Annotated in this window: 21 protein-coding genes; 7 read left to right on the plus strand and 14 right to left on the minus strand. The window is 63.0% G+C overall.

All coding sequences use genetic code 11. The features are described 5' to 3' along the window. Positions 1–3 precede the first annotated feature (3 nt). From C2L64_RS34695 to C2L64_RS34705, 3 genes are all read left to right on the plus strand, one after another. Positions 4–957: an alpha/beta fold hydrolase gene (locus tag C2L64_RS34695; RefSeq protein ID WP_007584553.1), complete on the plus strand. Its 954-nt coding sequence runs from the start codon at positions 4–6 to the stop codon at positions 955–957. Between the two features lie 240 nt (positions 958–1,197). After that, on the plus strand, positions 1,198–1,872 hold the full coding sequence (locus tag C2L64_RS34700) for a response regulator transcription factor (RefSeq protein ID WP_007584554.1): 675 nt from the start codon (positions 1,198–1,200) through the stop codon (positions 1,870–1,872). Between the two features lie 418 nt (positions 1,873–2,290). Next, a complete protein-coding gene (locus tag C2L64_RS34705; RefSeq protein WP_007584557.1) occupies positions 2,291–2,812 on the plus strand; it encodes a GlcG/HbpS family heme-binding protein in 522 nt (173 codons plus the stop codon). A gap of 54 nt (positions 2,813–2,866) precedes the next feature. On the opposite strand, the gene C2L64_RS34710 is transcribed toward C2L64_RS34705, so the two are convergent. Both C2L64_RS34710 and C2L64_RS34715 read right to left on the minus strand, forming a co-directional pair. Continuing rightward, positions 2,867–3,808 carry an AEC family transporter gene (locus C2L64_RS34710; protein ID WP_007733848.1) on the minus strand — a complete coding sequence of 314 codons (942 nt, stop codon included), beginning with the start codon at positions 3,806–3,808 and terminating at the stop codon, positions 2,867–2,869. 45 nt (positions 3,809–3,853) lie between these two features. Beyond that, positions 3,854–4,960 carry a mandelate racemase/muconate lactonizing enzyme family protein gene (locus C2L64_RS34715; protein WP_007584561.1) on the minus strand — a complete coding sequence of 369 codons (1,107 nt, stop codon included), beginning with the start codon at positions 4,958–4,960 and terminating at the stop codon, positions 3,854–3,856. Between the two features lie 254 nt (positions 4,961–5,214). On the opposite strand from C2L64_RS34715, the gene C2L64_RS34720 reads away from it, so the two are divergent. Both C2L64_RS34720 and C2L64_RS34725 read left to right on the plus strand, forming a co-directional pair. Further along, positions 5,215–5,946: a FadR/GntR family transcriptional regulator gene (locus tag C2L64_RS34720; protein WP_007584563.1), complete on the plus strand. Its 732-nt coding sequence runs from the start codon at positions 5,215–5,217 to the stop codon at positions 5,944–5,946. A 158-nt stretch (positions 5,947–6,104) separates the two neighbouring features. Then, positions 6,105–6,737 carry a DsbA family protein gene (locus C2L64_RS34725; protein WP_007584564.1) on the plus strand — a complete coding sequence of 211 codons (633 nt, stop codon included), beginning with the start codon at positions 6,105–6,107 and terminating at the stop codon, positions 6,735–6,737. Positions 6,738–6,746: 9 nt separating this feature from the next. On the opposite strand, the gene C2L64_RS34730 is transcribed toward C2L64_RS34725, so the two are convergent. Then, a complete protein-coding gene (locus C2L64_RS34730; protein WP_007584566.1) occupies positions 6,747–7,667 on the minus strand; it encodes an AEC family transporter in 921 nt (306 codons plus the stop codon). 189 nt (positions 7,668–7,856) lie between these two features. Next, a complete protein-coding gene (locus C2L64_RS34735; protein ID WP_007584568.1) occupies positions 7,857–8,696 on the minus strand; it encodes a DMT family transporter in 840 nt (279 codons plus the stop codon). A gap of 97 nt (positions 8,697–8,793) precedes the next feature. Between C2L64_RS34735 and gcvA the strand changes: the two genes are divergently transcribed. Both gcvA and C2L64_RS34745 read left to right on the plus strand, forming a co-directional pair. Beyond that, positions 8,794–9,702 carry a transcriptional regulator GcvA gene (gene gcvA / locus C2L64_RS34740; protein ID WP_039900828.1) on the plus strand — a complete coding sequence of 303 codons (909 nt, stop codon included), beginning with the start codon at positions 8,794–8,796 and terminating at the stop codon, positions 9,700–9,702. A 78-nt stretch (positions 9,703–9,780) separates the two neighbouring features. Next, positions 9,781–10,812: an XdhC family protein gene (locus C2L64_RS34745; protein WP_039900860.1), complete on the plus strand. Its 1,032-nt coding sequence runs from the start codon at positions 9,781–9,783 to the stop codon at positions 10,810–10,812. 18 nt (positions 10,813–10,830) lie between these two features. On the opposite strand, the gene C2L64_RS34750 is transcribed toward C2L64_RS34745, so the two are convergent. From C2L64_RS34750 to C2L64_RS34795, 10 genes are all read right to left on the minus strand, one after another. Further along, a complete protein-coding gene (locus C2L64_RS34750; protein WP_007584573.1) occupies positions 10,831–11,763 on the minus strand; it encodes a LysR family transcriptional regulator in 933 nt (310 codons plus the stop codon). Positions 11,764–11,949: 186 nt separating this feature from the next. After that, on the minus strand, positions 11,950–13,515 hold the full coding sequence (locus tag C2L64_RS34755) for a UbiD family decarboxylase (RefSeq protein ID WP_007584574.1): 1,566 nt from the start codon (positions 13,513–13,515) through the stop codon (positions 11,950–11,952). A 41-nt stretch (positions 13,516–13,556) separates the two neighbouring features. Then, complete coding sequence (locus C2L64_RS34760; RefSeq protein WP_007584575.1) at positions 13,557–14,282, minus strand: enoyl-CoA hydratase/isomerase family protein; 726 nt, start codon at positions 14,280–14,282, stop codon at positions 13,557–13,559. After that, entirely contained in the window at positions 14,272–16,623 is a 2,352-nt protein-coding gene (locus C2L64_RS34765) for a xanthine dehydrogenase family protein molybdopterin-binding subunit (RefSeq protein ID WP_007584576.1), read from the minus strand. Before C2L64_RS34765 ends, C2L64_RS34760 begins: the two co-directional genes overlap by 11 nt. Beyond that, positions 16,620–17,129, minus strand: a complete 510-nt coding sequence (locus C2L64_RS34770; protein WP_007584577.1) for a (2Fe-2S)-binding protein — start codon at positions 17,127–17,129, stop codon at positions 16,620–16,622. Before C2L64_RS34770 ends, C2L64_RS34765 begins: the two co-directional genes overlap by 4 nt. A gap of 33 nt (positions 17,130–17,162) precedes the next feature. Then, positions 17,163–17,624, minus strand: coding sequence for an SRPBCC family protein (locus C2L64_RS34775; RefSeq protein ID WP_007584579.1), 462 nt, complete (start codon positions 17,622–17,624; stop codon positions 17,163–17,165). Positions 17,625–17,651: 27 nt separating this feature from the next. Then, positions 17,652–18,455 carry an FAD binding domain-containing protein gene (locus tag C2L64_RS34780; protein ID WP_039900862.1) on the minus strand — a complete coding sequence of 268 codons (804 nt, stop codon included), beginning with the start codon at positions 18,453–18,455 and terminating at the stop codon, positions 17,652–17,654. 67 nt (positions 18,456–18,522) lie between these two features. Then, positions 18,523–19,287, minus strand: coding sequence for an alpha/beta fold hydrolase (locus tag C2L64_RS34785; protein ID WP_007584587.1), 765 nt, complete (start codon positions 19,285–19,287; stop codon positions 18,523–18,525). A 3-nt stretch (positions 19,288–19,290) separates the two neighbouring features. Next, complete coding sequence (gene fahA / locus C2L64_RS34790; RefSeq protein WP_007584589.1) at positions 19,291–20,628, minus strand: fumarylacetoacetase; 1,338 nt, start codon at positions 20,626–20,628, stop codon at positions 19,291–19,293. Then, positions 20,625–21,161, minus strand: coding sequence for a VOC family protein (locus tag C2L64_RS34795; protein WP_007584594.1), 537 nt, complete (start codon positions 21,159–21,161; stop codon positions 20,625–20,627). Before C2L64_RS34795 ends, fahA begins: the two co-directional genes overlap by 4 nt. Positions 21,162–21,169: the final 8 nt, after the last annotated feature.

Here is a 21,169-nt window from a genome sequence, read left to right on the forward strand (position 1 = left end):
CTCATGATGGGAAAGGTTCGAATCCGCTCGTTGTTCGGCATATTGCTGACGGCCGCGATCAGCAGTGCGCCGGCCTCGGGCCAGACATGGCACGACAGCCGCGTGTCGTACCGGGTCGCAAACGTGGATGGCGTGTCTATCTTTTATCGCGAGGCAGGTCCACGCGATGCGCCCACCGTTCTTCTCCTGCACGGCTTTCCTTCTTCGTCACGCATGTTCGAGCCGTTGTTGAAACGACTTGGCGATCGGTATCATCTGGTCGCGCCCGACTTTCCCGGCTTCGGGCATAGCGATGCGCCCGCGCCCACTAGCTTTTCATACACGTTCGACCATATCGCGGCTGTGACGAACCGATTCGTCGAGACGCTCGGACTCAAGTCGTATGTGATCTATATGCAGGACTACGGCGGACCGGTTGGATTTCGCGTTGCGATGGCGCACCCCGAACGCGTGAACGCGCTGATCATCCAGAATGCCGTCGCGCATGAAGACGGGCTTGGCCCGCTATGGAAGACTCGCCGCGCGTTCTGGGCCGACCGTCAGGCGAACCAGGCAGCCGTCGAGCAAAACCTGATGTCATTGCAGGCGGCGAAGCAGCGCCACATCGGCACCAGTCCGAACGTCGAGTCGTACGATCCCGATCTATGGACGGATGAATACGCGTTCCTCAGCCGGCCCGGACAGCGAGAAATTCAAAGCGATCTCTTCTACGACTATCGAACCAATGTAGCGTCCTATCCGCGCTGGCAAGCGTGGCTGCAAAAGACGCAGCCGAGAACGCTCGTCGTGTGGGGCCGTTACGATCCGTCGTTCCTGCCGGCAGAAACGGACGCATATCGGCGCGATCTTCCAAAGGCCGAGATTCACGTTCTGGATGCCGGACATTTCGCACTCGACGAAAAGCCCGATGAAATTGCCGAGCTGATACGTGGATTTCTTGCAGCCAAAAACCAATAAGCGAAATATAGGTTTAGCGTTGCGTGCCGTTGCTGCTGCAATCGCCGCGCGCAACGCGATAGCATCCAATCGTCTCTTGTTTGACGCCCGCCTCACTTTAGCCTTTCACACAGCAATCCACGCGCGACTTTGCTTTGCGCTCGTCGTCGTTTGGGACAACAATGTAGTGTGTTGCTGTATCTGCATCAGACAATCCGCGGTCTGCGAAAAAGATTCCTCACTCGTTAATAAGGAGGCGAAATGGTCCCAGGACCGAGTTCGACTTCGATCACAAAAAATGGCGAAGGCAAGCCGTCAGTCGTGTATGTCATCGACGACGATGAATCGATCCGGTTTGTATTGAATGGGCTGGTGCGCTCGGTGGGTCTGCATGTGGAGACATTCGAGTCACCCAAGGATTTCCTCGCGTTTCCCAAGTACGACGCACCCAGTTGCCTGATTCTCGATGTCCGATTGCGAGGCGAGAGCGGTCTTGCGTTCCAGCAGGAAGCGCATCGCTGCGGCGTGCGCATGCCGATCCTGTTCATCACGGCGCACGGCGACATCGAGATGACGGTCAAGGCGATGAAGGCGGGCGCGCTGGATTTCTTCGCCAAGCCATTCCGCGATCAGGACATGCTCGACGCGATCGCTCACGCGCTCAAGCGCGACGCCGAGCGCCGCGAGTCGGAACACGCATTGGCGACGCTGCAAGAGTCGTATGAATCGCTGACGCAACGCGAGCGCGAGGTGATGAAGTTCGTGGTGGCCGGCATGTTGAACAAGCAGATTGCCTATGAGCTTCATCTGAGCGAAATCACCGTGAAGATTCATCGCGGGCAAGTGATGAAGAAAATGGCATCGCGCTCGCTTCCCGACCTCGTTCGAAAAGCAGAGGCGCTTGGCATCGATCAACGGCAGACGAGTTCGAACTGATTCGTGGCGCGTCGCGCTTTACGCTGTTCGCGCTCGTTGTGCCAACATCTATTTCCATCTGTTCAAAAGACAGTTTTATATCTTTCTTAAAATTCACGCCTACAAATGCCGTAAACGGGTCAATATAAGTTTGCACTCCGTTGAAATAAAGCCTGAAAGGCATTTGAAGAGGTTGGAAAAGAATGAGACTGTGTCTATTCGATGCGTCACATGGAGGGACAGTTGACGGGCGCGCGCTCAGGCGCGACCGCTCGACGGCTGCATTGAGCGCAAGAATCTTGGTGTGAAACGCAAGGCTTTCGATGATGCCGACGAACCGGGGCGCGGCTTCGCAGTCGGCGCAGCCGAGGTGTGCTCGCTTGCGCGACGGTCGTCGGCCGCTTCCGTTGTGTTCTTCTGATCCGTGTTGGAGGTTGATATGAAATTCCCTTTGTCGTTCGCGTTATTTTGCGGCCTGTCGATCACGTGTATGCCGGTGCATGCGCAACAGCAGCCTCAGCCCGGATATCACTACACGTTGCCGACCGGTCTTGCCGTCGAGGCAGCGCAAGAAGCGATTCGAGTGTGTGAACAGAAGCAGTACTGGGTGACTGCGACGGTGGTCGATATGGACGGTGTGCCGCAAGTCGTCATACGCGGCGATCACGCGACGGTGCACACGGGCGAATCGAGTTTCAGAAAAGCATTTACGGTCGTCACGCTTGGGCCGGAATTCGGCTTCGACCGTTCGAGCGGATTCTTCGAACTGGTCAAAACGAGTCCTTACGCACCGCAACTCGCAACGGTTCACAACGTGATCGCGCTGCCAGGTGCTGTGGCGTTCAAGGCGGGCGGCGAGATGGTGGGCGCGCTGGGAATCGGCGGGGCGCCAGGCGGGGACAAGGATGAAGTGTGTGCGGCTGCGGGTGTCGCCAAAGTGGCGAACCGGCTGCCGCACTGATCGCATTGCGCGTGATGTGATGTGGTAGCGAAGCGGGCGCTTCGCTACCTGTCGTTATGCAGCGGCGAGGCCACCATCGACGAGATAAATAGCCGCCGAGAACGTGACGATCGACAGCACCGTGCTGATGAGAATCGACGTCGCGGCTTCGCTCTGATAGGCGCCCGCCTCGTTGGCGAACATCGCGGGAATGGTCGCTGACGGCAGTGCGCAAAGCAGGATCATCTGTTGCGCGTAGAGACCATGCACGCCGAGCAGGACAGTCGCTGCGAACATCAACAGAGGGTGAATGAACAGCTTGAGCCCGAGGTTGGCCCAGACTTCGCTCGACAGCTTCAGCTTGACCGACGACATGATCAGCCCGAGGCAAAGCAGAGAAACGCCTGGCGTTGCCTTGCCGAGCAGGTTGAAGGCTTCGGCGAGCACGGGCGGAAACTTGATCTGCAGCAGCGAGCAGACGATGCCAAGCGCCGGCGCCCACATCAACGGACGGCGCACCGCGCTCTTGATACTCGCCAGAAACGCCTGCGTGCCGCTTCCTTCTCCGCTTGCGACGGTCAGCAGCATGGTCGTCAACGGAATCATCACGAGGCTTGCGATCAGATTGAGAATGAGCACCGAATAAATGCTGCCGGGACCGAACATCGCCTGCAGGATTGGAATGCCCATGAACGCGGCATCAGGATAGCCGTTGACGAAGCCTTTGAGCGTCGCCGCCTTCAGTTCGCGATAGCGCCACCAGCCGAGCAGCAGCGCGATGGTGTACATCCCCATGATGCCGATGAACGTCGCAAGAATCAGTTTGAAGTCGAACAGCTGCGAGCGCGGCGTGCTCGCCATGCCGACCAGCAGCAACGCCGGGAAAATCCAGCCGAGCACGAGCCGGCTGATCAGCAGACTGTCCGAATGATTCAGACGTTTGCGCTTGCCGGCGATAAAGCCGAGCACGATCACAAACGCAACGGGTAAAAGTGGTCCAACAATCCTGTCTAACATCTCCTGACTCCAAGTTTTGTTATGCGATGCCGTAGCGGTGTTCGTTTAAAGGTTGATGCGATAGTCGCGAATCACATCGGGGTTCGGCTCGATGCCGAGGCCGGGGCCTTGCGGCACGTCGATGCGGCCATTGCGCGGAATGATGGCGTCGCCATAGAGCTGCGCTTCGAGATCGAAGTAGCGCCATTCGATCAGCGACTTCGGGCCGCCGAGCGCCGCGCTGGCGTGCACGCTCGCGAGCAGGCCGGGGCCGTCGTAGAACGTGTGAACCATGACGGTCACGTTGTGCGCGTTCGCCAGTGCAAAGACCTTTTGCAGTTCCGTGATGCCGCCCATCTTCGCGGGGCTGGGCTGAATGAAGTCGACGGAACCGGCTTCGAGCAGATGCTGAAAGTCCATCAGCGTCGACGCGTTTTCGCCCGCCGCGACAGGAATGCCGCCTTGCTTGCGCACCGTGGCGAGACCCGCGTAGTTTTCGGGCGGCCACACGGGCTCTTCGATCCACCGCAGATTGAACGGGCGGAATTGCTCGGTCATGTCGAGCGCTTCGCGAACCGTCCACGGGCAATTGACGTCGAGCGTGATTTCTATGTCGGGGCCCGCCGCTTCGCGCGCGGCGCGCACGGTTTCGACGGTGACTTCATGGAGCTTCAGATGCCGGTAGCCGCTTTCCACCGCGCGCCGCACGTTGCGCGCGACCAGTTCCGGGTCGGCGTAACGGATCAGGCTCGCGTAACACGCCAGCGACGTCGCCTCGGCACCACCGAGAAGCTGATGAACCGGCTGGTTCGCGACCTTGCCCGCGATGTCCCACAGCGCGATATCGATTGCCGACAGGCCGTAGATAAACGCACCGCTGCGGCCGAATACGTGGAATTTCTTCTGCAACTCGAACATCGACTTCTCGCGCAGCGCGACGTCGCGGCCAATCAGCTCAGGCGCAAGCATGCCGTCGATGACGAGCTTCACGGCGGGGATCGCCGTGAAACCGAAGGTTTCGCCCCAGCCGACGGTGCCGTCGTCCGTGGTGACCTTGACGACGAGCGAGTCGACCACTTGCAGGTCTTTGGGGCCCCACACGCCGCCCGCCGACGGTCCGCCCGTCGTAAAGGGAATGCGCAGGGGAATGGTTTCGATGCTGGCAATTTTCATCTGGACGTACCTCGTTCGGGTTGCGTAGCGGACCGACGAAAGCCCGCCGTATGTTTTGCATGGTATGAGACATCCTGTTGTCCTTCAAGTGAACAGGTTGTTCCTTTTGTGCAAATCACTTGAGCGCGGCGTGCAACATAGGGCGTGATGACAGGGCTTTACGCGTGCTGATGGGTAAAGCGCTGCACACGGGGAAGGGCTGCATTTGCGTCAGGATGTAGAATAAGAAGACAAGCAACAGCCCCTACACGACCATGAGCGAACTCAACGTGCGGCGCGTCGAACGGCGGCCCCATCTCGCGGAGCACATCACACGCTCGCTGAGCGACGAGATCGCGTCCGGGCGGCTGAAGCCCGGCGACCGTCTGCCTACCGAGCACTTTCTTTCCGAGAACTTCGGCGTCAGCCGCAATGTGGTTCGGGAGGCGATTGCGAGCCTGCGCGCGCAAGGCCTGATCGAGTCGCGCCAGGGAGTCGGCGCGTTCGTCGCGGCGGCGCGCCAGCCGTCCGAACCGCTACAGCCGGTGAGTTCACAACTGCTGGAAGGCGACGACACGATCCGCAACATGTTCGAAGTGCGGGCCGTGCTGGAGAGCCAGGCCGCCGCACTCGCAGCCGTACATATGACGCCGCGCAGGCTCAAGCCGATTCAGGCAGCCGTCGAACGGATGCGCTACGAAGGCGCGCCGACATCGGACACCGTCAACGCGGACCTCGACTTCCATCGCGCGGTGGCGGCTGCTTCGGGCAACGACTATCTCGCCGCAATGATCCGCATCGTGCTCGAACCAATGCGTCCGCTGATCGCGGCGAACTTCGCGAGGCAAGGGCCGATGTTCGGCAAGATCCCCAATACGGCGCGCGCGGAGCACGAGACGCTGATTCAGGCGTTCATCGACAAGGATGGCGCTGCTGCGCGCGAACTCATGGGGCGGCATATCGTGAGCGCCGCATCGCGCTTCGGGTACGACATTTCGTTTTTCTGAGCCCGCGTACTTACACCGTGTAAAGAGTGATGTGAGTCGTACGCCGTTCATGTCTTCGTGCGTCGAACGTATAGTCGGCCCGTGCGTCGGCGATGCGTAGCCGACTGATACGCGTGGCCCGCCGGGCCGCGCCTGATCAGATGAGGATGGAACAGCGTATGAAACTGATATTTGTCGGCGATCCGATGTGCTCGTGGTGCTATGGCTTCGGCAAGGAAATGAGCGCGATCGCGCAAAGCATGCCGGATCTCGAAGTGCAGGTTGTCGTGGGCGGCATGGCGGCGGGATCGACCCAGGTGCTCGATGATGCAGCGAAACAGTTCAGGCTGACACACTGGGCGCGCGTCGAGCAGATGAGCGGCGCGGAGTTCAACCGTGAAGCGCTGATGGCGCGCAAGGACTTTGTCTACGATACGGAGCCGGTTTGCCGGGCTGTCGTGGCGGCGCGGATGGTTGCGCCCGGCGTCGATCTGCTGAAGGTGTTCCGTGCGTTTCAACGCGCGTTTTACGTCGACGGGCTCGATACGACGGATGGCAATGTGCTCTCGGAAATCGGTGCGAAGGCGATCGCGGAGCAAGGCATCGCTGTTACGGCCAGTGCGTTCTTCGAAGTGTTCAGTTCGGACGAGGCTATCGATGCCGCGCAGCGCGATTTCGCTCTGACGCGCCGCCTGGGCGTGCAAGGCTTTCCGTCATTGTTCGTTGAAGTCGATGGGAAGATTGGCCGGCTCACTTCGGGCTATGCAACGGCCGGCCAGGTCACGCGGGCGCTCGAGTCACTGGCCGCATAGTCGCGGCGCCTAAAGTAAGTAGAGCCACGCCAGCAGCGTCACGATGGAAAACAGCGTCGTCGTCGAAATGGCGGCGCCCGTCGATGTCTTCTCGACGTCGTACTCGACCGCAAGCACGTAGGCGCTCTTGGCCGTGGGCACGGCAGCGCAGATGACGGCCGCAAGGGTCGTCGTTCTGTCCAGCCCGACCGCGACGCAAAGGCCATACACGACGAGCGGCATTGCAATCAGTTTGAGTGCCGCGAGCAACGCGTAGCGGCTCAGATGGCCGCGCAGCTCGTCGATCGACAGGTCGAGGCCGATGGCGAACAGCGCGCATGGCGTCAGCGCTTCGCCGAGGATACCGAGGTAGGTGGCGGCGGGCGCGGGCAACGTGAGCCCGCCGACCGACCACAGCAAGCCGAGGATCGTGGCAAGAATCACCGGGTTCGTGCCGATCTGCTTCGCGAGCGCGCCGCCGCGTATCTTGCGCGAACCGGTCTGCTGATCGACTTCGAGCAGCACGACGAGGGCGGGAAACATGATTGCGCCGACAAACACCGTCGCGACGGCTGCAGCGAGCACGCCATGCTGACCTTGCAGCGCTCTGAGGATGGGCAGCGCGACGAAGCCCGTGTTCGTCATCGAAACGATCGCGCCGAGCATGGCACTTTTCCCGAGACTCGCGTGCAGCACAGTGCGCGCGACGATGAGCGCGGTGGCGAAGCAGATCAGCGAGCCTGCGCCGAACGCGGCGAGGAAGCGCCACTCCAGAAGCGATTCAAGCGGCTCTTTGGCGACGGTCAGGAAGACGAGCGCCGGCATCCCGACGTAATAGGCGAACTGCATCAGCGGCCCGGCGACCGTGTGCGGCAGATAGCCCCCTACGCGGGCGAGCCAGCCCGTCAGGATGATCGCGAAGATCGGCAATATCAGACTTGCGATGTGCATGATGGCGCTCCCCCTGCGTAGATGGGACGTCCGGATGCAGTTGTGTGTGCAAAGATTTCTTTCGCGGGTGATGTGCCGGGCCAATCCTCAACCGTTAGACCAATGACAAAAGGCAAGTCCGCAGGCACGATCTCGCCAGAGAAGAGTAGTCGATCTGGACGTCGGCGGAGAACGATCCTCCGCGCTATTTCAAGTCAGCTTGAGCGTCACCACGCCGGACAGGATGACGACGGCGGCAATCGAGCGGCCATAGCCGCTGCGCTCCTTGAGAAAGAAGACGGAGATCGCGGTGCCGAAGAGAATCGCCGATTCTCGCAAAGCGGCAACCATCGCAATCGGCGCGCGCGTCATCGCCCATAGCACGAGCGCATAGGCGGCAAGCGTGCAGGCGCCCCCGATCAACATAAGATGCCAGCGGGCGCGCAGATGTCGCCGGGCGGCTTCGCCGCGACGCGCGACTGCCCACACGAGAATAGGCGGTGCGGTAAGCGCGAACATCCACATCGTGTACGACGCAGGATGCCCGGACATGCGCACGCCCGTTCCGTCGACGAGCGTATAGGCCGCGACGGTAAGGGCATTCATGAGCGCGAAACGGCTGGTGCGCGCGGTGCTGCCGCCCGCCGGCGTTACGAGCAACAGGCCCAATATGCCCGCGCAGATGAGCAGGATGCCGCTCCATTCGCCCATCGTGAGCCGCTCGCCGATGACCGGACCGCTTGCCAGCGCAACGAGCAGTGGCGGCGCGCCGCGCATCAACGGATACGCATGGCTCATGTCGCCGCTGCGATACGCCGCGCCGATCAGCACGAAATAAAAGATGTGAATCACGCCCGATACCGCGATGTAGGGCCAACTGCTCGCAGCAGGCAACGGCAGGAACGGCAGCGAAACCAGGCAAAAGGCGGCCGCACTGGACGTCACGAATACGATGTCGAGAAACTTGTCCGGGCTGGACTTCACGACGGCATTCCAGCTTGCGTGAAGCAACGCGGCGAAAAGCACCAGCAGCATGACGCCTGTGGACATGGTTTCGACTCTCCTGTATCTGACACGAGAATATCTATCTTGTGACGACCGGGCAAACCAGATAAATTGGCCATTCGCGTTAAATAAACTAACCCGAATGAAGCGAGTCTTGCCCCCGCTCAATGCGTTGCGTGCTTTCGAGGCTGCCGGAAGGTTGGGCAGCTTCAAGGAAGCCGCGGCCGAATTGCACGTCACTCATGGCGCAGTGAGCCAGCAGGTGCGTCTGCTCGAAGAGTGGCTCGGCGCGCCGCTGTTCGAGCGGCACAACCGGCGCGTCGAGCTTACGCCGGCCGCGAGGGCTTACCTCGATGAGATTGGCCCGGTATTCGAGCAGCTCGCGCAGGCCACCGCGAGATACGGCGTAGCGGGAAGGGTTTCGCGAACGTTGACCGTCAATGCCGTGGCGACCTTCACATTGCGCTGGCTGGTGCCGCGACTCGCGCGCTTTCGCGACGCGCATCCGGGGATCGACGTGATGGTGGAGACCTCGAACGAGCCGCTGGAAAACCTGAAAGAGACTTACGACGTGATCATCCGGGGCGGGCCGGACACGTTCTACGGATACACGATGCGGCCGTTTCTTTCCGAGGAAAGGATTCCCGTCTGCAGTCCGGCTCTGCTTGAACGCATTCCCCTTCGGACGTTCGACGATTTTCGCCGGCACACGTTGTTGCACACGTCGAGTCTGCCGCGAGTCTGGCCGAACTGGCTGGCGAAGGTAGAGATGCCCGCACTCGTACCCGCTGCCAACCTCACGTTCGATCACTTCTATCTCGCGCTGCAGGCTGCTGTCGATGGCATCGGCATTGCGATGGGCCCGACTGCGCTGGTCGCCGACGATCTCGCAGCGGGCCGGCTCGTCATGCCGTTCGATCGTCCGCGTCTGCCGTCGCGCAGCTATTGCACGTACGTTCCGGATGCGAAGTTGACGGATGAACTGGTCATCACGTTTTGCGCATGGCTCGAACGGGAGGGCGGCGATTCTTCGGCATTTTCGATGACGTGATCCAGATTTGCCGATTCACGCTGCCGGGTACGGCGCATAGACTGCATGTCGGAGACTCGTAGCGATCAGGTGTCGATAGTGGACAGTGTCAATCTCGAAGTGTTGAAGTCCAGCGCGCGCTGGCTCGAACAGGGGCATCGCGTGCTGCTTGTGACGGTAGTGAAGACGTGGGGTTCGTCGCCGCGTCCTGAAGGCGCGATGCTCGTCGTGCGCGAAGATGGTGTGGTGGTCGGCTCGGTGTCGGGCGGCTGTATCGAAGACGATCTGATCGACCGCGTGCGTCGGCGCGGAATCGAGCAGACGAAGCCGGAAGTCGTTAAATACGGCATCAAGGCGGAAGAGGCGCATCGCTTCGGTTTGCCATGCGGCGGCACGATCCAGCTCGTGCTGGAGCCTTTGACGAAGGCAAGCGGCATCGCTGAACTGTGCGATGCCGTTGAAGACGGACGGCTCGTTGCGCGCGCACTCGATATGGAAACGGGTATCGCGCGTTTGAGTCCCGCACAAGCGACCGATGGTGTCGACTTCAACGGCAAGTATTTGTTGACGATACACGGCCCGCGTTACCGGATGCTGGTGATCGGCGCGGGACAACTGTCGCGCTATCTGTGCAATATCGCGGTGGGGCTCGATTATCAGGTGACGGTGTGCGATCCGCGCGAAGAATATACGGACGAGTGGGATGTGCCCGGCACGAAAATCATTCGTACGATGCCCGACGATACCGTGCTCGAAATGAAGCTCGATGAGCGCTGCGCCGTGATCGCGCTCACACATGACCCAAAGCTCGATGATCTTGCGCTGATGGAAGCGTTGAAGACGCCTGCGTTTTACGTCGGCGCATTAGGCTCACGGCGCAATAACGCGGCGCGTCGCGAAAGGCTCAAGGAATTCGATCTCACCGAGACGGAACTCGCGCGGCTGCATGGGCCGGTTGGGATTTATATCGGCAGCAGAACGCCCCCTGAGATCGCCGTGTCGATCCTCGCCGAAGTCACGGCCGTGAAGAACGGTGTGATCATGCCACCGTCGTTGCAGGTCGGCGCGGCAAAGAGCGCACAGGGCATGGCGTCGTCCATCCTCGATCCGGAACTCGCGTGCTTCGCCTAGCGCACGCTCCGAAGCGAATTACTTCGCGTTAGCCGCCGTATCGAATGGACTCAGTTGCGCGGCGGCGGCAAACATCTCCGTGAACTGATCGAGCGCCGCGAGCGTGTCGCGTCCGCTGCGCGTGATCCGGTAAAACGAAAACTCCACTTCCGGGCGGATCACGTCGATGCGCACCTGGTAGTGCCGGCAAATGTGTTCGCAGAACGACGGCATGATCGCGACGCCGAGTCCTTCGTGAGCCATCGCAATCGCCGTCTGCAGATGCCCGATCACCGTCCGGCGGCCTGTCGTCACCTCTTCTTTCGACAGCGATGCCTCGATCAGACGCTGCAACGGGTTGTCCTTCGGCAGCGTGATGAGCGGGAGCCCTTCGAGCGCGCGCCATTGCACGCCGTCGCGCGGCACCTTGCCGATGCCATGCGCGCTTTCCATCGTCGACGAGACCACGACGAGCCGCGTCGGAAAGATCGGCACGCGATCGATGCCGGAAAGCTGCGAAAAGAAAATCCCGAACGCCGCATCGAGATCGCCTTCCTCGACCATCTTCAGCAGTTCGCCCGGCGGACGGTCGACGAGTTCGATCTGCGCGTCGGGGTTGGTCTCCGCAAAACGCGCGAGCACTTGCGGCATCAGGCTCGCGGCGATCATCGGCGTGCAGCCCAGCAGCAACGAGGCCTGTTTTTGCCGGCCCAACTCGTTCAGCTCGATCACGGATTTTTCGAGCGTCTCGACGATCTTCATCGCGGTCGGGTAGAACAGGCGGCCCGCTTCCGTCAGCGCGACGGTGCGCGTGGTGCGCTCGAACAGGCGGCAGTTGAGCTGCGTTTCGAGTTCGCGAATGATCGCGCTCAGCGCGGCCTGACTCAAATGCATGCTCTGCGCGGTCTTCGTGAAGCTCGATGCGTTCGCGACGCCGAGAAAGACTTTGAGTTGTTTGAGGGACAGGTTCATCGACGGCGATCCTTGAGGCAGGGCACGGTAGGGCTGCCCGGATTCTATCGCCGTGCAGGCGTGTCCGCGACCGGGACAAGACCCGATCGCGGGCACGCTGCCGCCGTGACGCGGCGGCGGATCATGCCGCGCAAACGTTGCAACCGCGCGTGTTTCAAGCGAAAGCGCGGGCGGGCACGGCGTTTTTTACGCGAATGCGTACCGGCCTTCGTCATCACGGACGATCGTCCGCGTGGCGCCCGTATCTTCGAGCCAGCGCACAATTTCGCGGCCGTCGCGCGTGCCCGTTGCGGACATCAGCTCGGTAAAGCGCTTCGGGCCATCTGCGAGGGCGGCTTCGAGCGAGTCGAAGCGCGCGCCCGTGAACGCCGGGGGCGTCGGCACGCGGTGTTCGAGATCGCGCTCCTCGCCGGGACGCAGCAGCGGCAGCGTGAGATCAAAGCCCACTTTTGCCGTCACCGTCGCGCCGTCGAGCGAAGGATCGAGCGGCATCGCGCGCATGCCGCTGTGCATCACGAGATCGCGGTCGGCCTGAAAGCGCGTCGCGAGCGCCCAGTCCATCTGCTCGTCGGAGAAGATGTCGATGTCGGGATCGACGACGAACACATGCTTGACGTTCGCGAGCGACGCGAACACGGCGGCGATCGCGTTACGCGCTTCGCCGGGCACGCGCTGTTGAATCGCGACGCGTACGTTGAACATGCCACCCGTCGCGGGGCTCGCATACACGCCCTTGATCTCGCGCACTGCCGTTTCGAGCGCGCGCCAGACGGTCACTTCCGTGCGCAGCGCGGCGAGTTGAGCGGTATCGGTGCGCGCCATCGTGCGGCCGCCGATCGTGCACGTCTGGAACACGGCATCCTTGCGATGCGTGATGGCCGTCAGATGAAACACCGGGTTCGTCTTGATGCCGCCGTAGTAGCCGAGGAATTCGCCATACGGCCCTTCCGGCTCCGCGTGCCCGCGTTCGTCCAGATAGCCTTCGAGGATGAACTCCGCGTCGGCGGGCACGAGCAGATCGTTCGTCACGCATTTGACGACGCCCATCGGCGCGCCGCGCAATGCGGCGACGAGTTCGAGTTCGTCGGTGGGAATGCGCATCGTCGCGCCGACGTGGTCGATAGGATGCGTGCCGACGGCGAACGCGATCGGCAGCCGCTCGCCGCGCTTCGCATGGGCAATGGCGGTGGCGCGCAGATCGGACGGCGCGACGAGATCGACGCCCGCCGTGCGCCGGCCGCGCAGCATCAGGCGGCGAATGCCGACGTTGGTCCAGCCCGTGTCGGGATCGACCGCGAAGTCGATCGATGCGGAGATATACGGCGCGCCGTCCAGATCGTGTTGCAGATGCACGGGCAGGGCAGTGAAGTCGCACTCGTCGCCCGTCAGCACGACCTGTTGCACGGGCGCTTCTTCGCGGCGCACTTCGACGAGCTTGCCTTTGCTGCGCAGACGGTCGCGCACGACTTCGAGCAGATGTGCGGGCGTGGTGTCGAAGGCTTTGGCGAGGCGCGTACGGCTTGCCGCAACGCTGCCCGCGAGCGACACCGTGCCGCCCGCCGGCTGCTGGAACCATACCGCGCGCGGGTTGCCTTCCATGATGCGGGCGATATCGGCGAGATCGACAGGCTCGTCGCGTCGTTCGAGTTCCGTGTCGTCGAGCGACGCGAGAAAGCGCCGCAGACGGAAGTGTTCGAGGTCAGGCAGTTCCGCGCCTTGCGCGGTCGAAGGAATGGCTGTCTTGGGTCTCAATGTCGTGTCCTTATGTGCAGGGCGCTACGCGGTGCGCGCCCTCAGAAGCGTGCTGACAGCGCAGTGGCCGCGAGATGCGCAGCGAAGCCGCTCGAACCCGCGGCGGGCATATCGGGCGCGAGATGCAGGAACTGCTTGACGGCGCGCAGCGTGACGGCGCTGCAGCCGAGCAGCGTATCGGTGAGCGCATCGGCTTCGTCGTCGAGCGACGCAACGGGCACGACGCGGCTCACGAGACCTGCAACGAGCGCTTCCTGCGCCGACAGCCGCACGCGGCTCAGCACCATGTGCGCAACCGTCTTCACGGGAACGCGCCCGATCAATGCGGACATGACGAGCGTCGGCGGAATGTCTCGCTCCATTTCGGGGATCTGGAAGATCGCGTCGTCGGCGGCGAGCGCGACGTCGCACACGCCTGCCAGCGCGCAGCCGACCCCGATCGCTTCACCTCGCACCACGGAAAGCACGGGCACGCGCACGGCCTTCAACGCATCGTAAAGCGCGAGCGGCGGCGCGGCGACCACGCGCCGCAACGTTTCCGCCGACGGCTTGGCGCCTTGAGGCGGCATCGGCGACTGGCGGCCTTTGCAGAAGTCCTTGCCGCTGCTGACAATGCGTACGAGCTTCGTATCGTCATCGATCGTGGTGACGGCGGCGATGATCGCATCGCTCATCGGCTGATCGATCAGGTTGCCGTTCTCAGGCCGGTCGAGCACGATGTCGAGCAGCGCGCCCTTGCGGCGGATTGCGACGGATTCAGTTGACATGTGCGCCTCCTTGAGCGCGATGAATGTATTCCCAGACTACTTTTGGCGTGGCGGGCATCGCGAGTTCGTCGTTGCCGTACTCGCGCAGCGCATCGGCCAGCGCGTTGAAAATCGTCGCCGTGGCAGGCGTGATGCCGCTTTCGCCGCCGCCTTTCACGCGCAGCGGATTGCCATGCGTCGGGTCTTCCGTCAGTTCGACGTTGAGCGGCGGAATCACGCCGGCGCGCGGCATGCCGTAATCCATGTACGAACCCGTCAGCACCTGCCCCGTCTCGCGATCCACGTAGAAGCCTTCCGAGAGTGCCTGGCCGATGCCTTGCGCGAGCCCGCCATGCACCTGGCCTTCGACGATCAGCGGATTGATCGGCTGCCCCACGTCGTCGACGGATGTGTAGTTCACAAGCTCCACCATGCCCGTATCGGGGTCCACTTCGAGTTCGCAGATCGCGGCGCCCGTCGGATGCGCGGGCACACGCGTGTTGACTTCAGCGTGTGCGTAGAGCTTTTTCATCGACGGATCGCCGGGCACGCCGTCCTTCGAGACCTGATGCGCGACTTCCGCGAGACTGATCCGCTTGCCCGAAGCGGACGCGGTGAACGACGCATCCGCGTACTCGATGCCGGAAGCGTCCACGCCGAACAGCGCGGCGGCGACCTGTTTGCCCGTCGCGATGATCTGCTGCGCGGTGTCGACGAGCAGCATGCCGCCGAGGCGCATCGTGCGGTCCGAGTGGCTACCGCCGCCGACGCTCACGAATGCCGTGTCGCCCGTGCGCAGCTTCACGGCTTCCATCGGCACGCCCAGATGATGCGCGATGACCTGCGCGAACGTCGTTTCGTGGCCCTGGCCCGTCGACTGCGTGCCCGACACGATATCGACGCTGCCGTCCGCGCGCACCGTCAGCTCGATGCGCTCGCGCGGTGCGCCGACTGGCGACTCGATGTAGTTCGCAAGCCCGATGCCGCGCAAGCGGCCATTCGCGCGCGATTGCGCGCGGCGCTCCTCGAAGCTGTCCCACTGCGCGAGCGTCATTGCACGCGCCATGTTGCGCTCGAATTCGCCGCTGTCGTACGTGAGACCCATCGGGCTGCGGTACGGCAGCTTGTCGTGCGTGACGAGATTGCGGCGGCGAATTTCCGCGCGGTCGATGCCGAGTTCGGCGGCAGCGAGATCGAGCATGCGTTCGATCACATGCGTCGCTTCGGGCCGGCCCGCGCCGCGATACGGCGCAGTCGGCACCGTGTTGGTCATGACGGCACTGACGTGCACGGCGGCCACGGGCACGTCGTAGACGGTCGTCATGATGCGCGTGCCGTTCGACATCGGCACGTAGGACACCGTATGCGCGCCGACGTTGCCGATCCACTCGTTGTCGATGGCGAGAATGCGGCCGTCTTTTGAAAAGCCGATTGCGGAGCGGATGATCGCGTCGCGCCCCTGGTAGTCGGACAGGAAGGCTTCGCTGCGGTCGCTCGTCCATTTGACGGGACGTCCCACGCGGCGCGCTGCCCACACGACAGCCAGTTGCTCGACGTAGACGAACGAGCGCGGCCCGAAGCCGCCGCCCGTATCGGGGCAGACGACACGCATCCGCGCAGGCGGCACCTTCAGCGCGGCAGCGAGGACCAGTTGCTGGCGCACCGCGCCCTGGCTGCCGGAGATCAGCGTGTAGACGTCGTTGGCCGCGTCGTGCATGCCGATCGCGCTGCGTGGTTCCATCTGGCAATTGACGAGCCGGCTGTGATGAAACTCGCGGCGGATCACGTGATCGGCATCCGCGAGAATCTTGCGCGCGGCTTCGCGGTCGCCGATCTGCGTCTGAAAGCACAGGTTGCCGGGCGCGCCGTCCCACAGTTGCGGCGCGTCGGGTTGCATCGCGTCGGCGCCGTTGATGACGGCATCGAGCACGTCGTAATCGACTTCGATCAGTTCCGACGCATTGCGCGCCTGCAACGGCGTTTCGGCGATCACCATCGCGATTGCTTCGCCGACGTAGCGCACGCGGTCCACGGGCAGCGGGATATGAAACTGATTGAAGATCGAGCCCGTCAGCGACGTGAGGAAGGCTTTCTTCGTGGCGTCCACGGCATCGACGGGATTCGGCACATGATCGACGCCCTGAAAGCCATCGTCGAGATAGTCCTGGCCGACCAGCACGGCGATCACGCCGGGCGCTTCCTGCGCGGCGCTGATGTCGACCGAGCGCAATCCAGCATGCGCGTGAGGCGAGCGCAGAAAGGCCGCGTGCAACTGGCCATCGACGCGAATGTCGTCGGTGTACTGGCCGTTGCCCGTCACGAAGCGCTGGTCTTCGACGCGAGGTATCGGTTTGCCGATCATGACGCGTGTTCCTCCGTCTTCGCGAACGGCGCATCGGGGTACATCTCGCGCGCTGCGTGACGCACTGCTTCGATGATGTTCACGTAGCCCGTGCATCGGCAGATGTTGCCTTCCAGCGCGTGACTGATGCTCGCCACGTCGAGCGCCGGTTCCTTGCGCAGATAGAACGCGCTGGCCATGATCATGCCGGGCGTGCAGAAGCCGCACTGCAGGCCGTGGCACTGCACGAACGCGTTCTGCACGGGATGCAGCTTGCCGCCGCATTGCGCGCTCAGACCTTCGACGGTCACCACCTGTCCGCCGCTCGCCTGAGCGGCGAGCACGGTGCAGGACTTGACGGCGTTGCCGTCGAGATGAACGGTGCACGCGCCGCATTGGCTCGTATCGCAGCCGACATGCGTGCCCGTCAGCCGCACATGCTCGCGCAGAAATTCGACGAGCAGCGTGTTGTCGGGCACGTCGTGCGAGACGTCCGTGCCGTTCACCTGGAGTTGGACTTCAACCATGATTCACCTGTCTTTCCCGTTCATGCAGCGTGCTCATTCGGCGGCGGGTTCGTTCGCTGCGCTGAGCGTCGCGTTGAAGCGCCTGAAGAACTCGGCGGCCAGCTTGTTCGCCACCGACGTGACGAGCCGCGAGCCGATCTGCGCGAGCTTGCCGCCGACCTGCGCTTCGGCCACGTAAGTGAGCAGCGTGCCGTCTTCGGCATCGGCGAGCGTGACGGTCGCCGTCATCTTGCCGAAGCCCGCAATGCCACCTTCGCCCTGGCCGACAATCCGGTAGCCATTCGGCGCATCGCGTTCGGACAGTTCGAGCGTGCCCTTGAAGCGCGCTTTCACGGGCCCGACGGAGGCGACCACGACGGCCTTGTACTCGTCTTCGTTTTCCGCCGTGAATGCTTCGCAGCCGGGAATGCATTCCTGCAGCACGGTCGCGTCGTTGAGTCCTTGCCATACCTGTTCGCGCGATGCCGCGATGGTTTGCGATCCGGTGAATTCCATCCTGTTCTCCTGAATTGAGCGGCGTCGTTACGACGCGAGCAGCGCCTGCAACGCGCGGCGGGTATAGGTTTCGATCAGATGCGCGCGGTACGATGCCGACGCGTTCGCGTCGTCGGGCAACGTATCGCGGTCGATCCACAGCGATGCGAGCGCGGCTTCCGACAAGTCCTGCTGCAACGCGGCCTCCGCATCGAACCAGCGGAACACCGACGCGCCCGCGCCCGTCACGGCCACACGCACGGCATCGTCGTACTGCGCGATGAACACACCCGTCACCGCGTAACCCGACGCGGGATGCCGGTACTTCGCATAGGCGGCGCGGCGCGGAATGGCGAATTCGATCGCGGTGACGAGTTCGTCGGCTTCGAGCGCGGTTTCGAACGTGTCGATGAAATAGTCGTCGGCGGGAATGCGCCGCTGAGACGAGGTGATGACGTGCGCGTTCAGTGCCAGCACGGCGGACGGATAGTCCGCTGCGGGATCGTTGTTCGCGACCGATCCGCCCATCGTGCCGCGGTTGCGCACCTGCGGATCGGCGATCACGCTGGCCAGATGCGCGAGCGCGGGAATCGCTTCGCGAACGGTATCGGATGCGGCAACTTCCGCATGCTTCATCAGCGCGCCGACATGCAGCGTGTCGCCGCGTACTTCGATGCCGCGCAGTTCGCCGATTCGCGTGAGATCGATCAGATGCGAAGGCGCCGCGAGGCGTTGCTTGAGCGTCGGGATCAGCGTCATGCCGCCCGACAGTGGCCGCGCTTCGTCATGCTCGCGCAACCAGGCGACCGCTTCGGCAAGCGACGCTGCGCGCAGATAAGTCGTCTCGTACATGTTGTCTCCTGCGGCAGGCGCGTTGTCTTCGCGCATGCCGGACTTCTGTGTTGACCGCTATGGCCTGTTACGGCTCCGAGAGCCAGTTCTCCAGCGCAGTGGCCAGCGCGACGGGCACTTCGTACATCGCGTAATGTCCCGCGTTGCGCAGCGTTTCCAGCGTGGCGTTCGGATACCACGCGAGCCATGTGCGCGTCATCAGGTCTGCCGTGATGGTCGGATCGTGCTCGCCGACGAAGAGCTTCACGGGCGTCCGATTGCCGTCGATCTGCGCGGCGAAGTCGCCTGTGGCCCATTGCGGCAGATAGCCCGCGAACGCTTCGCGCCGCGAGTCGCGCAGCGACAGTTGTGCGAGATGCGTGCTCCATGGCGAGGCGAGCCGGCTGCCTGTCGAAAAGTGAATGATGCCTGCACGCTTCGTCACGTCGTCGATGCAGGCGGAAAACATCGCGACGCGCGTTTCGTCCATGCGCGAGCCGCACGCGGGCACGGCGGACACGCCCGCCATTTTGACGATCCGTTCGGGCGCGGCGAGCAGCACGCGCTGCATCGCCATGCCGCCCATCGAATGGCCGATCAGGCTGAAGCGCTGCCAGTCGAGATGATCCGCAAGCGCGAGCACGTCGCGCGCGACTTCATCGAACGTGAACGCGCCATCGATATCACGCGAAAGCCCGTAGCCGCGATAATCGAAGAACGCGTAGGAGAAGCGTTCGGGATCGAGCGCGGGCGTGAGCGCATGCCAGTCGGCCGAGCTGCCGAACCAGCCGTTCAGCGCGATCACCTTGTGCGGGCCGTGTCCGAACTGCTGGAAGCCGTTGAGCGTCGTCATGATTCAGTGCTCCTCGGCGTGTGGATACGGCAACGCGGCAGCGATACGCCCGCGGCATTCGCCGAAGCCGATCGATACGGCACCCGGCGCGCTGGCGCGCGCGCTCAACACAATCTCGTCGCCGTCTTCGAGTGAGATGCGCGATTCGCCGTTCGGCAGCGCGAGCGGCTTCTTGCCCGCTTCGCTGAGTTCCGTCAGGCACGCGCGCGATGCGTCGCTGGCGCCCGAAATCGTGCCGCTGCCGAGCAGATCGCCCGTGCGCAGATTGCAGCCGTTGCTCGTGTGATGCGCAATCATCTGCGCAAAGGTCCAGTACAGATTGTCGGGATGCGTGTGTGTGATCTGCATGGCAGGCATGCGATCGCTGCGCATCGCGGCGGTGGACAGATGCGCGTACAGGTCCAGATTCAGGCCGCCGTTTTGCTGATCGTGCGCGCCGCGAAGATGCGGCAGGATCGCGGCGTCGCCCGCCGCGCGCGAAGGCGCGGCCTTGCGGAATGGCGCGAGCGCTTCTTCCGTGACGAGCCACGGCGATACGCTGGAATGGAAGCTCTTACCGAGGAACGGACCCAGCACCTGTTCGAACCACTGAATGCTCTTGGCCGACCAGTCGTTGAGCAGGCAATAGCCGAATACATGATTGCGCGCGTCGTCGATCGGAATGGGGCGCGTCAATGCATTGCCACGACCGATGACGGCCGCGAGTTCCAGTTCGAAATCGAGCATCGGCGCGGGGCCGAAACGTACGTTGCCGTCCGTGTCGCGGAACTGGCCATACGGACGCCGCACGTCGCCGCCGCTCACGCGCAACGACGAAGCGCGGCCATGATAGGCAATCGGAAGCGATTTGAAAGCGGCGGGCAGCGGATCGGCGAGACCTTTGTAGCGGCCGTGGCGTTCGGTGTGATGCAGCGAGGTCAGAAAGTCCGTGTAGTCGCCGATCGCGCACGGCAGCGTCAATTCGACGTCGGCCACGAGCGGCAGCACCGCGTCGATCGACGATGCGAGGCGCGAGCGCGCGGGCGCATCGTGTTTCAGCAGATCCGACAGCGCGGCGCGCAGCGCGCTCACATGGCGCGCGTCGAGTGCCATCAGCGCGTTCAGCGTGCTGTCACAGGCCGACGCGCAGGCGATCGCCGCATCGCCGTCGAGCAGGGCCAGATCGTGCAGCGCGCGCAGATCGACGACGCGGTCGCCAATCGCCACGCCCGTGCGCGTTTCGCCGCCGCGCACGAACGCGCCGAACGGCAGATTCTGTATGGGGAAATCCGTGTCGCCGGCATTCGCCGATTCGATCCAGCTTCGCCGCGCCGGATCGTGCGTGATATTCAGTGCACTCATGCGGGGCGTGTCTCCGATACTGCTTTATCTTTTTCAGCGGTCCAGGCGTCGAGCGCCGGCCGAGCTCGCATTTTATAGCCTGCCAGCTCTTCGACGGGCGCAACCGGGACGGTCAGTTCAACGCGCAGTCCGTTCGGATCGAAGAAATAAATGGAGCGCACGAAATGATGATCGGTGACGCCGAGCACGTCGATGCCGTGTTCGATCAGGCGCGCTTTCATCGCTTCGAGCTGCTCGAGCGTTTCGAGCCGCAGCGCGATGTGATTGACCCACGACGGCGTGTTCGGCGAAGGCAAGGCAGCCGTCGCATCGCCGAGATCGAAGAACGCGATGTTCGATCCGTCGGCCATTTCGAAGAACACGTGCACGTATGGGCAGTACTCGCCCGTGCTCGGCACGCGGTCGAGGCGGATCACATGGACGAGCTGCAGGCCGAGTATGTCTTCGTAGAAGTGGCGCGTTTCTTCGGCGTCGCGGCAGCGCCACGCAAAATGATGCAGGCCGAGCACGGGCGCCGGTCTGGAGTTGGACACGGTGTCTC

Origin of the sequence: Paraburkholderia hospita (assembly GCF_002902965.1) — a bacterium.
GTDB lineage: Bacteria > Pseudomonadota > Gammaproteobacteria > Burkholderiales > Burkholderiaceae > Paraburkholderia > Paraburkholderia hospita.

Excerpts from the sequence above, each read along its gene's own strand:
- C2L64_RS34725 (WP_007584564.1), top strand. The coding sequence starts at position 6,105 with ATGAAACTGATATTTGTCGGCGATCCGATGTGCTCGTGGTGCTATGGC.
- C2L64_RS34775 (WP_007584579.1), bottom strand. The coding sequence starts at position 17,624 with ATGGAATTCACCGGATCGCAAACCATCGCGGCATCGCGCGAACAGGTA.
- C2L64_RS34760 (WP_007584575.1), bottom strand. The coding sequence starts at position 14,282 with ATGTCAACTGAATCCGTCGCAATCCGCCGCAAGGGCGCGCTGCTCGAC.
- C2L64_RS34765 (WP_007584576.1), bottom strand. The coding sequence starts at position 16,623 with ATGATCGGCAAACCGATACCTCGCGTCGAAGACCAGCGCTTCGTGACG.
- C2L64_RS34730 (WP_007584566.1), bottom strand. The coding sequence starts at position 7,667 with ATGCACATCGCAAGTCTGATATTGCCGATCTTCGCGATCATCCTGACG.
- C2L64_RS34700 (WP_007584554.1), top strand. The coding sequence starts at position 1,198 with ATGGTCCCAGGACCGAGTTCGACTTCGATCACAAAAAATGGCGAAGGC.
- C2L64_RS34770 (WP_007584577.1), bottom strand. The coding sequence starts at position 17,129 with ATGGTTGAAGTCCAACTCCAGGTGAACGGCACGGACGTCTCGCACGAC.
- fahA (WP_007584589.1), bottom strand. The coding sequence starts at position 20,628 with ATGAGTGCACTGAATATCACGCACGATCCGGCGCGGCGAAGCTGGATC.
- C2L64_RS34780 (WP_039900862.1), bottom strand. The coding sequence starts at position 18,455 with ATGTACGAGACGACTTATCTGCGCGCAGCGTCGCTTGCCGAAGCGGTC.
- C2L64_RS34715 (WP_007584561.1), bottom strand. The coding sequence starts at position 4,960 with ATGAAAATTGCCAGCATCGAAACCATTCCCCTGCGCATTCCCTTTACG.
- gcvA (WP_039900828.1), top strand. The coding sequence starts at position 8,794 with ATGAAGCGAGTCTTGCCCCCGCTCAATGCGTTGCGTGCTTTCGAGGCT.
- C2L64_RS34705 (WP_007584557.1), top strand. The coding sequence starts at position 2,291 with ATGAAATTCCCTTTGTCGTTCGCGTTATTTTGCGGCCTGTCGATCACG.
- C2L64_RS34735 (WP_007584568.1), bottom strand. The coding sequence starts at position 8,696 with ATGTCCACAGGCGTCATGCTGCTGGTGCTTTTCGCCGCGTTGCTTCAC.
- C2L64_RS34720 (WP_007584563.1), top strand. The coding sequence starts at position 5,215 with ATGAGCGAACTCAACGTGCGGCGCGTCGAACGGCGGCCCCATCTCGCG.
- C2L64_RS34710 (WP_007733848.1), bottom strand. The coding sequence starts at position 3,808 with ATGTTAGACAGGATTGTTGGACCACTTTTACCCGTTGCGTTTGTGATC.
- C2L64_RS34750 (WP_007584573.1), bottom strand. The coding sequence starts at position 11,763 with ATGAACCTGTCCCTCAAACAACTCAAAGTCTTTCTCGGCGTCGCGAAC.
- C2L64_RS34695 (WP_007584553.1), top strand. The coding sequence starts at position 4 with ATGATGGGAAAGGTTCGAATCCGCTCGTTGTTCGGCATATTGCTGACG.
- C2L64_RS34785 (WP_007584587.1), bottom strand. The coding sequence starts at position 19,287 with ATGACGACGCTCAACGGCTTCCAGCAGTTCGGACACGGCCCGCACAAG.